General features: G+C 37.5%; 14 protein-coding genes and 2 tRNA genes. 15 read left to right on the top strand and 1 reads right to left on the bottom strand.

Annotated elements, in window-relative coordinates:
• Positions 1–321 precede the first annotated feature (321 nt).
• From cshA to BK137_RS10905, 3 genes are all read left to right on the top strand, one after another.
• Positions 322–1,896, top strand: coding sequence for a degradosome RNA helicase CshA (gene cshA / locus BK137_RS10915; protein ID WP_038185921.1), 1,575 nt, complete (start codon positions 322–324; stop codon positions 1,894–1,896).
• Positions 1,897–2,079: 183 nt separating this feature from the next.
• Entirely contained in the window at positions 2,080–2,559 is a 480-nt protein-coding gene (locus BK137_RS10910; RefSeq protein ID WP_038185918.1) for a PH domain-containing protein, read from the top strand.
• Positions 2,552–4,129, top strand: coding sequence for a PH domain-containing protein (locus BK137_RS10905; RefSeq protein WP_038185915.1), 1,578 nt, complete (start codon positions 2,552–2,554; stop codon positions 4,127–4,129). The genes BK137_RS10910 and BK137_RS10905 overlap by 8 nt, the downstream gene beginning before the upstream one ends.
• Positions 4,130–4,165: 36 nt before the next feature.
• Here the strand turns inward: BK137_RS10905 and BK137_RS10900 are convergent, their stop codons facing one another.
• Positions 4,166–4,780, bottom strand: coding sequence for a rhomboid family intramembrane serine protease (locus BK137_RS10900; protein ID WP_038185911.1), 615 nt, complete (start codon positions 4,778–4,780; stop codon positions 4,166–4,168).
• A gap of 67 nt (positions 4,781–4,847) precedes the next feature.
• Here BK137_RS10900 and acpS point away from each other — a divergent pair, with 67 nt between their 5' ends.
• The 12 genes from acpS to BK137_RS10840 all read left to right on the top strand — a co-directional run bounded on the left by acpS (position 4,848) and on the right by BK137_RS10840 (position 13,456).
• Positions 4,848–5,201: a holo-ACP synthase gene (gene acpS / locus BK137_RS10895; protein WP_038185908.1), complete on the top strand. Its 354-nt coding sequence runs from the start codon at positions 4,848–4,850 to the stop codon at positions 5,199–5,201.
• 57 nt (positions 5,202–5,258) lie between these two features.
• Positions 5,259–6,428, top strand: coding sequence for a LolA family protein (locus BK137_RS10890; protein ID WP_143691045.1), 1,170 nt, complete (start codon positions 5,259–5,261; stop codon positions 6,426–6,428).
• Between the two features lie 70 nt (positions 6,429–6,498).
• The gene (alr, locus tag BK137_RS10885) at positions 6,499–7,617 is read left to right on the top strand and encodes an alanine racemase (protein ID WP_038185905.1); all 1,119 of its coding nucleotides are present in this window, start codon (positions 6,499–6,501) and stop codon (positions 7,615–7,617) included.
• Between the two features lie 178 nt (positions 7,618–7,795).
• Entirely contained in the window at positions 7,796–8,077 is a 282-nt protein-coding gene (locus BK137_RS10880; protein WP_038185902.1) for a hypothetical protein, read from the top strand.
• Positions 8,078–8,081: 4 nt separating this feature from the next.
• Positions 8,082–8,432, top strand: coding sequence for a type II toxin-antitoxin system PemK/MazF family toxin (locus BK137_RS10875; protein WP_038185900.1), 351 nt, complete (start codon positions 8,082–8,084; stop codon positions 8,430–8,432).
• 210 nt (positions 8,433–8,642) lie between these two features.
• Complete coding sequence (locus BK137_RS10870) at positions 8,643–8,984, top strand: STAS domain-containing protein (RefSeq protein ID WP_051448738.1); 342 nt, start codon at positions 8,643–8,645, stop codon at positions 8,982–8,984.
• The gene (gene rsbW / locus BK137_RS10865; RefSeq protein ID WP_038185897.1) at positions 8,971–9,441 is read left to right on the top strand and encodes an anti-sigma B factor RsbW; all 471 of its coding nucleotides are present in this window, start codon (positions 8,971–8,973) and stop codon (positions 9,439–9,441) included. The genes BK137_RS10870 and rsbW overlap by 14 nt, the downstream gene beginning before the upstream one ends.
• Positions 9,419–10,201, top strand: coding sequence for an RNA polymerase sigma factor SigB (gene sigB / locus BK137_RS10860; RefSeq protein ID WP_038185895.1), 783 nt, complete (start codon positions 9,419–9,421; stop codon positions 10,199–10,201). The genes rsbW and sigB overlap by 23 nt, the downstream gene beginning before the upstream one ends.
• 318 nt (positions 10,202–10,519) lie before the next feature.
• The gene (locus BK137_RS10855) at positions 10,520–12,682 is read left to right on the top strand and encodes a Tex family protein (RefSeq protein ID WP_038185892.1); all 2,163 of its coding nucleotides are present in this window, start codon (positions 10,520–10,522) and stop codon (positions 12,680–12,682) included.
• Positions 12,683–12,747: 65 nt separating this feature from the next.
• Positions 12,748–13,203 (top strand): SprT family protein, encoded by a 456-nt coding sequence (locus BK137_RS10850; protein ID WP_038185889.1) that lies wholly within the window; start codon positions 12,748–12,750, stop codon positions 13,201–13,203.
• Between the two features lie 103 nt (positions 13,204–13,306).
• Positions 13,307–13,381 (top strand) — tRNA-Asn (locus tag BK137_RS10845).
• 3 nt (positions 13,382–13,384) lie between these two features.
• Positions 13,385–13,456: transfer RNA gene (locus tag BK137_RS10840), tRNA-Glu, on the top strand.
• Positions 13,457–13,458: the final 2 nt, after the last annotated feature.

Raw genomic sequence — 13,458 nt, 5'->3', positions numbered from 1 at the left:
ATGGATATTGATTGCATAGTGTGGATACTCGTGTTAGACTATTGAAAGCAATGGATACATTTTGTGTGAAGACTCTCCGAGATGATGGAGAGTGCTTTTTTTTGAACATTACGGTTTATTCTTTTTTGGGTTAGAATTCCCCGAGAATTGAACCGCTCGGCAAAGACCGGGCTTTACTTTATATATATAAAATTCCTCTGGAACTTATACAGAGATATATTAAGAGACGGAAACGTTCCTCTCACAAGGCTCGATTTGCCCTATTTTCATCTGAAAATGTAACCATTTGTCAAATGCATGAGCAAAAAGGAGAATGAAACTTTGACAAATTTTTCAGAATTAAACGTTAGCGCTTCTATCCAAAAATCCCTATCACGTATGGGCTTTGAAGAAGCAACCCCAATCCAAGAAGGTACAATTTCATTTGCGAAAGAAGGACGCGACATTATCGGCCAGGCACAAACTGGTACTGGTAAAACTGCAGCGTTTGGTATTCCGCTTATCGAGAAAATTGATATCAATAATCCTGCAATCCAAGGCTTAATTATTGCCCCAACTCGCGAATTAGCAATCCAAGTTTCTGAAGAACTTCATAAAATTGGTTATGATACACGTGCACGAATTTTATCAGTATATGGTGGACAGGATATTGGTCGCCAAATCCGTGCTCTTAAAAATAAACCGCAAATTATTGTTGGTACTCCTGGTCGTATTCTTGACCATATCAACCGTCGTACATTGAAATTAGATAACGTTCAAACACTTGTGTTAGACGAAGCTGATGAAATGTTAAACATGGGATTCATCGAAGATATCAATACAATTTTAGAAAACGTTCCAGCTGAACGCCAAACATTACTGTTCTCAGCTACTATGCCTGGACCAATTCGTAAAATTGCAGAGAAATTCATGAAAGATCCTGAAGTGGTTAAAATTAAATCTAAAGAAATGACAGTAGAAAACATTGAGCAATTTTTCGTTAAGTCTCAAGAACGCGAAAAATTCGATATCCTTTCTCGTCTTTTAAATGTTCACCAACCAGAATTAGCAATCGTATTTGGTCGTACAAAACGTCGTGTTGATGAATTAGCTCACGCTTTAAGCATTCGCGGTTACCTTGCTGAAGGTATTCATGGTGATTTAAGCCAAGCAAAACGTATTTCAGTATTACGTCAATTCAAAGAAAACAAAATTGATGTATTAGTTGCAACAGACGTAGCAGCTCGTGGCCTTGATATTTCAGGTGTAACTCACGTTTATAACTTCGATATCCCACAAGACCCAGAATCTTACGTTCACCGTATTGGACGTACAGGTCGTGCTGGTAAATCAGGTATGGCAATTACATTTGTAACTCCACGTGAAATGGGTTACCTACGTATCGTTGAAGAAACAACTAAAAAACGTATGACAGCTCTTCGTCCACCAACAGCGGATGAGGCTTTAGTTGGCCAACAAGCTCTTGCAGTAGAACAATTAACTGAACTAGTTGAGAAAAATCACTTAAGTGATTACCGTTCAATGGCAGAAGACTTATTAGCTAAACACGAAGCTGTTGACTTAGTAGCAGCGGCTATTAAATCAATGACTAAAGAGCCGGATGATACACCAATTAAAATCACTGAAGAACGCCCATTACCACAACGTGGCGGACGTTCAGGTGGTGGCGGCAGTCGTGGCGGTCGCTCAAGTGGCGGCGGTGGCGGTTACCGTGGCGGTCGCTCAAGCGGCGGCAGCAGCCGTGGTGGAGAACGCAGCGGACGTGGCGGAGAACGCGGTGGAAGCCGTGGAGAACGTGGCGGAGATCGTGGTCGTCGTGAAGGTGGCGGTCGTCGTGAAGGCGGAGCTAGCCAAGGTGGACGCACTCGTGCACCACGCAAACGTAGTGAAGACTAAAATTTATTTGAAAAAGCTATTCCATTTCGGTGGGGTAGCTTTTTTATTTTATATATATAGGTATGGATGTATTTGGCACTTAACTATTGGACAGTTCAACGGCCTCTCTGTAGACTGAAAATAATTGAAACATTTCATAGTATTCAAACGTAAAAGATTTATAAGAGAAGTGAGGTGGACAAAGTGAGTGTAGAACCAAAATACCAAATATCGAGAAAAGGTCTAACCGTATGGCGTGTTTACGGTATCATTCAATCACTGATTGTTTTATTAGTGGTGGCAGGTGTTGGGGCGTTAACGTGGTTTTTTGAATGGTATTGGTGGATATACATAATCTGCGCAGTAGTGCCGTTTGTTTTTGCATTTTTATTTATTTATCTATTTCCTAAAATACGTTGGGACCATTGGCGTTACGAAGTACGTGAACAAGAAATTGAAGTGCAACATGGGTTGTTTATTGTTGTTAGGACATTAGTGCCGATGGTGCGAGTACAACATGTTGATACTTCGCAAGGTCCAATATTAAAGCGTTATGGATTAGCTGAAATGACAATCTCAACAGCAGCAACGACGCATACAATTCCGGCGCTCGTCATGGCTGAGGCAGATGATTTACGGGCGCGTATATCAGAATTAGCAAGGGTGGCGGAAGACGATGTCTGATGAAAAATTTAAATTGCACCCAATATCAGCTGTTATAAATTTCATCACAGGTTTGAAGGATTTAATATTACCGTTTGTCATTATTTTAGTTAGTAATGGCTTTAAGTTGAATTTAGATCCACATGATGAAGAATTTTGGTCGGATCTTATACCATTAGCAATTGCTGTTTTCTTATTAATGCTAAATTTAATTGGTGGGATTGTGAAATGGAGGCGCTTTGTTTACTGGTTTGAAGACGGTGAACTTAGAGTGGAGTATGGACTTTTCGTAAAAAAGAAACGTTATATCCCATTTGAAAGGATTCAAAGCTTGAATTATCAAGAGGGGATTTTCCATCGGCCATTTGGGCTTGTCAAAGTCAGTGTAGAAACAGCTGGTAGTAATGATGGGAAAGCAGAAGCGGAATTGACTGCTATCACGCGAATCGCTGCTGACATGATTGAAATTGAGATGAAACGGACGAAAAGGGAGAAACGACAAGTAACTACTCTAAATGAATCAGTAGATGAAATTGGACATGAAAATGTAACTGAAACTGATGCTAAGACAGTCTCAAATCAACAAAAACAATATATTGAAGAGGATATCCAAAGAGATGTTATCTTCAATATGTCTATAAAGGACTTACTTGTTTTAGCAACCACATCAGGTGGTATTGGAGTGGTGTTTTCAGGCATAGCGGCTATTGCATCACAGTTTGGAAATATTATTCCTTACGATTATTTGTATGGTGAATTTCAAGCATTTATTAAAGTGGGCGTAGTATTATTAGCTCTAATGGTATTTTTCGTGCTACTTATTGCTTGGGCACTGTCTGTCGTTCTAACATTATTAAGTAATTATGGATTCATTGTTGAACGTGAAAATGACAAGCTTATTATTACGCGGGGGTTATTAGAGAAAAAACGTATAACTATTCCAATCAATCGAATTCAAGGTATTAAAATTGTAGAGAATCCATTGCGTCAAATGTTTGGTTATGCAACGGTTGTTGTGGAAAGTGCTGGAGGTGCAGTGCTGGATAAAGATAAGAAAATTATTCTTATGCCACTTGTGAAAAGGGGTCAAGCAATAACTCCTTTACAACAATTGTTCCCAGAAATTAATTGGTTACCAATACTGAAACGTTCCCCTAAAAAGGGTCGTTCGTTTTACTATCGCTCCGATTTTTTATGGATGCTACCATTGATTGGGGTGGTAAGTTACTTCTTTTTCCCTTATGGATTATTGTCATTAATCATTATACCGTTAGCGATTTTACTTGGTTTATGGCAGCATAAGACTGCGGGTTATGCAGTAGAGGGGCATCAACTAACAATTAGTTATCGTTCATTTAGTCGGATTACAGTCTTCATGGAGAAAAAACGTATTCAGCAGATGAGTTTGCGGCAAACGTACTTCCAAAGAAAAAAAGGTGTTGCTTCAATTGGAACGACGATTATGTCAGGTTCAATGGGGTCATCCGCAGTGATTGCTCATTTTGAAAAAAATGATATGGAAGAAATAATGACTTGGTATAAACCGAATATGAAACAGGTTCATGATGAACAACAGGTTTATGGGCCATAAGAAAAAGCTGTTGAGTATGAAACTCAACAGCTTTTCTTATTTTTTCTTTTTTATCCGCCAATTTAATATTCTTCGCGGATGGAAGTCAATTAGACCGATAATGAAACCGGTTAGCAAACCAATAATGTGCGCAGTTGCATTAACATTAGATTGTAGGAATGTCATTATTACACTTACAATGATAAGAGGCAGGATTGTTTGTTTTAATTGTGGCATGGTATTTCTCGTATAATAGACTAGTGCAGCAAATGCACCGAAAATACCAAATATAGCACCACTAGCACCAACGCTGATGTAGTTTGGTGGTTGTATTAAATAGGTTGCTACATTACCTAAAAGTCCTGCGAAAAAATAGATGGTGAAGAATCTCATCTTCCCTGCAATTTTTTCAAGTTCAGGACCAAATAAATAAAGCCAGAACATATTAAATAGTAAGTGTAGAAAACCTGCGTGAAGGAAGATAGGAGTCACTAGTCGCCAATATTCCCCGTCGGCAATTAAAAAGTTTGCACCAGCACCTAAGTTGAATACGTTATCACCAACAATAGGTAAAACCCCTATTGCATAGATTAAAATATTTAATGCAATTATTAATGAAACGACAGGGTAATATTTTATGTACTGTGAAAAATTTTCTCTACGATTAAACATCTATTCACCTCAATTTTGTATAATTATTATACATTGTTTTAGCTGATGAAAGAAAGGGGAACCTTATATGATAAAAGGAATCGGATTAGATATCGTCGAAATCAAACGTGTCAAACGATCCAATGATCTCAGTGAAAAATTTAGACAGCGCATTTTAACAAATAAGGAACTCGCTATTTTTGATACATTAAAAGCACGTCGCCAAATGGAGTTCTTAGCAGGGAGATTTTCTGCTAAGGAAGCTTACTCAAAAGCAAATGGAACGGGCATTGGTAAGAGTTGCGGATTTCTAGACATCGAAGTTTTGCCCAATCAGTTGGGTCAACCGATTCTTTATTTTAAAGGGAAAAGTGTAGATGGTTATGTAAGTATAACCCACTCTAAAGAATATGCTGCAGCTCAAGTAATCCTTCTAGCATAAACGCTTAGCTTGTTTCATAAGATATCTTAACGGATAGAATTGAGAAGGGATGGGAAATTGCGAAAACGTTTTATAGTGTTTGCGTTACTTATGATTGTATCACTGGTTTTGGGAGCTTGTGGTTCAAATTCAAAGGAAGCAGTTTTGAAAAAAACGAGTAATAAATGGACAGAAACAAAGGGGTATGATTTGACCGCCCAGATGGAGATTAAATCAGGTGCAGAACCCCGTACTTATGATGTAAATGTATGGCATACAAAACCCGATTTTTATCGTGTAGCCGTTGCACAACAAGGGGAAAAAGATTCGCAAATGATTATACGCAATGAAGATGGTGTATTTGTAGTAACACCTTCTATGAAAAAGACGTATAAATTCCAAAGTGATTGGCCGAAACAAAATAGTCAGGCTTACTTAATCGGTGCACTTGCTGAAGATTTAAAGGCTGACGAGAATGCAAAAATGACAGAATCAGACAAGTCTTATGTCTTTGAAGTTAAGACACGTAATAATCATTCGAAGATGTTACCTTATCAGCAAATTTTTATTGATAAAAAGACATTACTTCCAACTAAAGTTTCGGTATTAAATGAAGCGAAGGAAGAACAAATTGTTATTACATTTAAGAAAATCTCGCTTGGAACGTCAAGAAAAGGTACAGACTATGCAGTAGAGGATTTCTCTAAAAAAGGCGCGAATGATAAAGGGACAACTGATGAAACAGCAACGAAGGAAAATGCAACTGATGAAAAAGCTGAAGGAACCACAACTGAAAAAGAAAATGCTAAAGATGACTCTGGAAAAACATCAGAGAATGCAACTGGAGAAGATAAAGCAGGGACTAAAAGCGTAACAGGTGATGCACAAGCAGGAGCTGAAATTGAAAATCCTGAATTCCAAACGCATTATCCAGTTCTTAAATGGGATAATGTCAAACTGACTGATGAAAAAACAGTTGCAAGTGCAGATGGTGAAAGAAGAATTTTGACATTCGAGGGTGACAAGCCATTCACAGTGATTGAACAAGCTGCTAAAACAAATCCACTCTCTGTTCCGGTATTTGCACCAGGTGATCCTGCTGATTTAGGATTTACTATTGGAGCAATTACAGATAATTCGATTAGCTGGGAGAAAAATGGGGTATCTTTCTTTATAGCGACAAATTCTTTAACTCGTGAAGAGATGGTGGAAGTTGCATCATCTATGGTAAATGGCGAAGTAAAGTGATGAAACATTTGACCTAACCTTTTTCAGGGCGGATAATAGAAAAAAATCCATTTTTAAAGAGGGATCATCTATGTATCAGCATCAATATTTCCGCCCTACTAAGGCAATAGTTGAATTAGAAAATATTCAATTTAACATCAAACAACTGCGTGAACACTTAAATACGACGACAGAAATTATTGCAGTTGTTAAAGCGAATGCATACGGTCATGGTGATTTACAGGTAGCAAATGCATCGTTACAGGCTGGAGCTTCAATGCTAGCCGTAGCGACTCCTGAGGAAGCACTTCATTTAAGAGAGTTTATAAAAGAAGCTCCAATTTTAATTTTAGGAGCAACACCGGTATATTTTGCAACTTTTGCAGCACAATACGATATATCTCTAACTGTGTTTTCGTTAGATTGGGTAAATGAAGTTGCGAAACAAGCAGCGAACTTTGAAAAACCTTTGAAGCTACATATTAAAATTGATAGCGGTATGGGACGTATCGGCGTTAGAAAACTAACTGAGTTAACAGCATTATATAATGCCGTCGATGCGAACGAGCACTTTTTAATCGATGGCATTTTCACTCATTTTGCAACAGCAGATGAAGAAGATTCTACTCAATACAACGAACAATTAGCAACGTTCATATCGTTTGTAGAGAGTTTACCTAAGAAGCCGCGTCTTGTACATGCTGCCAATACAGCTGCCACATTAAATAAAGAAAATGTGCAATTTGATGCCGTCAGATTCGGTGTGTCTATGTATGGACTAGCACCATCACCATATGTGGAAAAGCATCTACCATTTTCTTTGAAACCAGCTTTGTCACTTGAAAGTGAACTTGTTCATGTGAAGAAAATTGAACAAGGTGATACAGTGAGTTATGGTGGCAACTATGTAGCAACTGAAGATGAGTGGATTGGTACAATGCCGATTGGCTATGCTGATGGTCTATTACGAGGACTTGCTGGTCAAGAAGTATTGATACAAGGGAATCGCGTTCCGATAATTGGACGTATTTGCATGGATCAATGTATGATCAAGCTTCCATATGAAATGTCGGTTGGAGAAAAGGTTATATTAATTGGTCGACAACAGCAAGAGGAAATTCAGATGAAAGAATGGTCAGATAGACTTCAGACAATTGTATATGAAATACCGTGTATGTTAACATCAAGAATCCCAAGAATTTATAAGTAATTTCAACAACTTTAAGTCTTTAATAACAATGATTGCAGCCGACAAATAAAAACATTTCCACCCACAATGTCAAATTCTTACCTTTCTTGTCTATTCAACAATTAATTTCAATGTTAAGATAGGGATAAGTTGAAAGTTGAATTGAAAAAGATGGAATGTTTTGTCGGAGGTGCTGGCCGTGAATAAGAAGAGGATAAGTGAAGTTATCTTAGAGCTCCCTAAGCATAAGATGGCTGAGAATATTGAACAAGCTTATAGACAAATTACGACAGAATGCGATGAATTCGTTTATACACCAACCAAGAGATACAAAAGAGAATACAAACAAAATCAAATACGAGAAGCAATGGTTAAAGGTTATATAGAGATGTCACAAATTAACTTATCCATATGTAGCGAATGTTTACATTTAGAATATGAAGCTGAACATATGGTGGAGCGTCTCGTAAGCGGAGGATGAAAACTTGATCGTAAAACGTGGTGACGTTTTTTTTGCTGATTTATCACCAGTTATCGGGTCTGAGCAAGGTGGTACAAGACCCGTTCTGGTTATTCAAAATGACATAGGAAATCGTTTCAGCCCAACAGTAATTATTGCGGCCATTACTGCGCAAATTCAGAAGGCAAAACTACCAACTCATGTCGAAATAGATGCTAAGCAGTATGGTTTCGAAAGAGATTCAGTCATCTTACTTGAACAATTGCGTACAATAGATAAATCACGATTGACTGATAAAATAACACAACTTGATGATCCCTTAATGGAAAAAGTAGAAGAAGCATTAGAAATTAGCTTGGGACTTTTGAAATTTTAACGGTATACATAAATGTTAAGCACTGAAGTGAATCTCACTTTGGTGCTTTTTTTAATTGATGATTGTCATTATTAGTCTAATGAGAGGGTGGATACTGAGTACATTTAATGTAAGAAATTTTAAAAAAACTAATGAAAAGGTTTAATGCTATCAAAATAGGGTAATATATGAGTAATTGAACTAGATTAGTAGTTGGAAGGAGATTTTAATGTGGATTTCAAACTAGAAACTATAGACGCACAAAAAAGTATAGCTTATGTCAATGGAGAAATAGATGCCTTCACTGCACCTAAGCTTCGTGAGCAACTAAATATCATTAAATTAACTGAGAATATTCAGATTGAATTAGACTTTCATGATGTAGTATATATGGATAGTACAGGATTAGGTGTCATCGTTGCTTTTTACAAAAACGTAATTAGCGTCGGTGGAGATGTGAAATTAAGAGGGTTATCACCACGTTTATATCGCTTGTTTAATATAACTGGACTAAGTGACATAATGAATATTGAAGAAGAGGGGAAGGCGACTACTAACCATGAAGGAATTTGATTACTTTGAAATGAGAATACCAGCAAAGCCTCAATATGTAGGGGTTATACGTTTAACCATTTCAGGTTTAGCGAATCGAATTGGCTTTTCTTATGATGATATTGAAGATTTGAAAATTGCATCAAGTGAAGCGATTACTAATGCTATTCAACACGCTTATGAAGAAGATGATGACGGTGAAGTCGTAGTAGGTTGTGCGTTATATAAAGAAAAAATTGAAATCATGGTAGCGGATTATGGTTATAGCTTTGATTTTAAGGAAGTGAGAAAAAGGGTTGGTCCTTATCATGAAGAAGAAGATGTTCAATTTATCCGAGAAGGTGGCCTCGGTCTTTATTTAATAGAAACTCTAATGGATGAGGTAAAAGTGCTTAACGACAATGGCGTTACTGTTTTAATGACAAAATATGTCGCCAGAGAGCAGGTGACTGAAAATGTGGAAAAAATCACCCTCTAAATCAGCTTCAAAAGAGCAAGTTATAGAATGGATTAATAGATATCAAGAAAATGAAGATAATGAAGCGCAAACCAATTTAGTTTTACAATATAAATACTTAGTAGAGTCGCTTGCAAGAAAGTATTCAAAAGGTGGATCTTACCACGATGATATTGTCCAAGTAGGTATGCTTGGATTACTTGGTGCTATTAGAAGGTTTGATGTGTCTTTTGGTCGTAACTTTGAAGCTTTTGCAGTTCCCACAATTATTGGTGAGATAAAGCGTTTTTTACGTGATAAATCGTGGGATGTCCATGTGCCAAGACGTATTAAAGAGCTTGGGCCACGTATTAAGTCCGCAGTAGAACAACTGACAATAGAATTCCAGCGTTCTCCTCATGTAAATGAAATTGCAGAGTACTTGGGAGTGGAGGAAGAAGAAATATTAGAAGCAATGGAAATGGGGCAGAGTTATCAAGCGTTATCGATGGATTATACATTGGAATCCGATTCAGATGGTAGTTCTATGACTCTTTTCGATATCGTTGGTAATGAAGATGAAGAATATGAGAAAACAAATCGACGCATGATTGTAGCTGAAGCTATGACGGTTTTAACAGAGAAAGAAAAACGTATCATTCAGCTTACATATTTGGAACAATTAAGCCAGAAAGAAGCAGGGGAAAGTCTGGGGATCTCACAGATGCATGTTTCAAGACTACAAAGAAAAGCGATTAAAAAGCTACGAGAAGCCGTTGGTGCCACCAGTAGTATCCATTGAAAATTTTTATATAAAATAGATTAATGGTTTAATAATCGTTATAAATGCAGGTTTGTAATATAAGAATCTCTATCTATGCCATGCGCGAATTAATAATATGGCGTGGTATTGAAAGACTGGACACCTTATTAAAGCGGCGATGGTTGGCGAGAGCCAAAATAACAATAGAAACTTTGATGTTAGGAGTCTGCTCTTTTGAGTAGGCTTTTTTATTTATTGTAAATTAATGAAATTTAAGGTGATTCAAAGCCACCTGATAAAGGTTTTTGAACTTACCTATATGATAAGATAAATAGGATAGAGAAAGGTTGTGACTGTATGGACAACAAAAAAATGCAGCAATTAATTTCGAAAGAACTTAGCATCCGACCAAAACAAGTAGAATCGGTTATCGAATTGCTAGAAGGCTCAAATACAGTGCCGTTTATAGCGCGCTATCGTAAAGAAGCAACTGGTTCACTTGATGAAGTCCAGATTAAAGCAATCGAAGATCGTTATCAGTATTTACAACAACTACAACAACGAAAAGAAGAAGTACTTCGCCTTATTGATGAACAAGGCAAACTAACTGAAGAACTTAAAAAAGATATAGAGGCGGCATCCATTTTAAAAAGAGTGGAAGATTTATATCGTCCCTATAAACAAAAGCGTAGAACAAAAGCGACAATTGCTAAAGAAAAGGGGTTAGAGCCTTTAGCGGATGAATTGATGAAATTTGAATTAACTTCACTAGCTGAGTTAGCTGCACCTTACATTAATGAAAATGTGGAGTCAATAGAGGAAGCATTACAAGGTGCTAGCGATATTTTAGCAGAACGTTTTGCAGATGATGCAGCTATTCGTGAGAAAATTCGTAAGCTATCATGGCAAAATGGCAAGATTCTTTCGGCAGTAAAAGATCAAAGTTTAGACGAAAAATCAGTCTATGAAATGTACTATGAATATGAAGAACCAATTAATAAAATTGTTCCTCATCGCATACTAGCTATTAATCGTGGTGAAAAAGAAGACATTTTGAAAATCAATATAGCTGTACCAGTAGAGCGTGTACATCAATTGATGTGTACAGAATGGATTCCGCGTACATCCTCACCAGCAGCCAAACAAGTTGAATTAGCCGTTGAAGATGCATACAAACGATTAATTCAGCCTTCAATTGAAAGAGAATTGCGCGGAGAGTTGACGGAGAAGGCAGAGGCTCAAGCAATTCATATTTTCTCTGAAAATTTACGTAACCTACTATTACAACCTCCATTAAAAGATCGCTTTGTATTGGGACTTGACCCAGCATATCGAACGGGTTGTAAATTAGCTGTAGTGGATGACATGGGTAAAATGCTTGAAATCTCTGTTATCTATCCACATCCGCCAAAAGCGGATCCAGTGCAATCCAAGAAGGTATTCAAGGACATATTGCAAAGGTATCCTATATCTATTATCGCTATTGGTAATGGGACAGCCTCCCGCGAGTCAGAGCAGTTTGTAGCAGAATGTTTGAAAGAATTAAATAGTGAAACAGCATTTGTTATTGTTAATGAAGCTGGAGCAAGTGTGTATTCCGCATCGGAAGTAGCACGGGATGAGTTTCCGGATTTACAAGTTGAACAACGTAGTGCTGTTTCGATTGCGAGAAGATTACAAGATCCGCTGGCTGAGCTTGTGAAAATTGAACCGAAGGCAGTAGGTGTTGGGCAATACCAGCATGACGTATCTCAGAAAAAGCTTGCAGACTCTTTAACATTTATCGTTGAAACAGCTGTTAACCAAGTAGGTGTAGATGTGAATACTGCATCATCTTCACTTTTACAATATGTTTCAGGGTTATCAAAAACAGTAGCAGAAAACATTGTTAAAGTCCGTGGTGAAAATGGGAAGTTTACAGCTCGTACACAGTTGAAGAAAATTCCGCGTCTGGGGGCTAAAACGTATGAACAAGCAATCGGTTTCTTACGAATTTCTGAAGCGAAAAACCCGTTAGATGCAACGGGTATTCACCCAGAAAGTTATGACCTTGCAAACCAACTACTTGAAGTTGCTTCTATTAAGAAGGAACAGCTAGGTACAACAGAAGCTGAAAAAGCGCTAGCAAACTTAGATATTTCAACTTTGAGCTCCCAGTTGGATATAGGTGAAGTAACGTTAAAAGATGTCATTGATACATTGATGAAACCTTCACGTGATCCACGCGACGCTTTCCCGCAACCATTATTAAAGAAAGATATTTTGAAAATGGAAGATTTGCAATCAGGAATGGAGATGCAAGGGACGGTACGCAACGTAGTGGATTTCGGTGCATTTGTCGATATCGGTGTTAAACAAGATGGTCTTGTCCATATTTCTAAATTAAAAAACGGCTATGTAAAACATCCTTTAGATGTAGTAGCTCTTGGCGACATCGTAACAGTATGGGTAGAAAAGATTGAAAAGGATAAAGGGAGAATTGCCTTAACGATGCTTCCCCCATCAAAACAAATCGATTAAAATAGCAGGAAAATAAACCTCGCTTTAAAGCGAGGTTTATTTTATAGAAGAAAGGGAAGGATAATATGACAGATAAAGAGCTACAAAACCTTGTAATAGAAATCTCTATAAATGTATTCCATAAATCATTTAGACATCAAGCTTATTTTAATAAGCGATTACGCTCTACAGGCGGTAGATACTTATTACGATCTCATAATATAGAGATTAATCCGAAAGCGTTTGAAAAGTTCGGTATTCAAGAAGTAGAAGGGATTATTCGTCATGAGCTATGTCATTATCATCTTCATATAGAAGGAAAGGGGTATAAACATCGGGATGCAGATTTTCGGTTTCTATTAAAAGAAACTAATGCTCCTAGATACTGTTCTAACTTAACAGAGATAACGGGGAAGAAGTCTAATAAAAGTTATACTTATATATGTATAAAATGTGGTACAAACTATGATAGAAAAAAAAGAATGAACCCCGCAAAATACCGTTGTAGCAAGTGTTTAGGGCACATTAAACAAATTGGTTGAAAGTTTTTTTAGAAAAATGCTTGACCTTTTCAAAATACCTGTCTATAATAATAAAAGTCGACAAGGTGATGACGACAAAATGTAACGAAATGCAACATATTTTTCCGAAGTAGCTCAGTGGTAGAGCATCCGGCTGTTAACCGGACGGTCGTAGGTTCGAGTCCTACCTTCGGAGCCATATGGCCCCTTGGTCAAGCGGTTAAGACACCGCCCTTTCACGGCGGTAACACGGGTTCGAATCCCGTAGGGGTCACC

Origin of the sequence: Viridibacillus arenosi (assembly GCF_001955655.1) — a bacterium.
Taxonomy (GTDB): Bacteria; Bacillota; Bacilli; order Bacillales_A; family Planococcaceae; genus Viridibacillus; species Viridibacillus arenosi.
The sequence above is the reverse complement of the archived record's forward strand: the minus strand, read 5'-3'. Positions and strand labels throughout refer to the sequence as shown.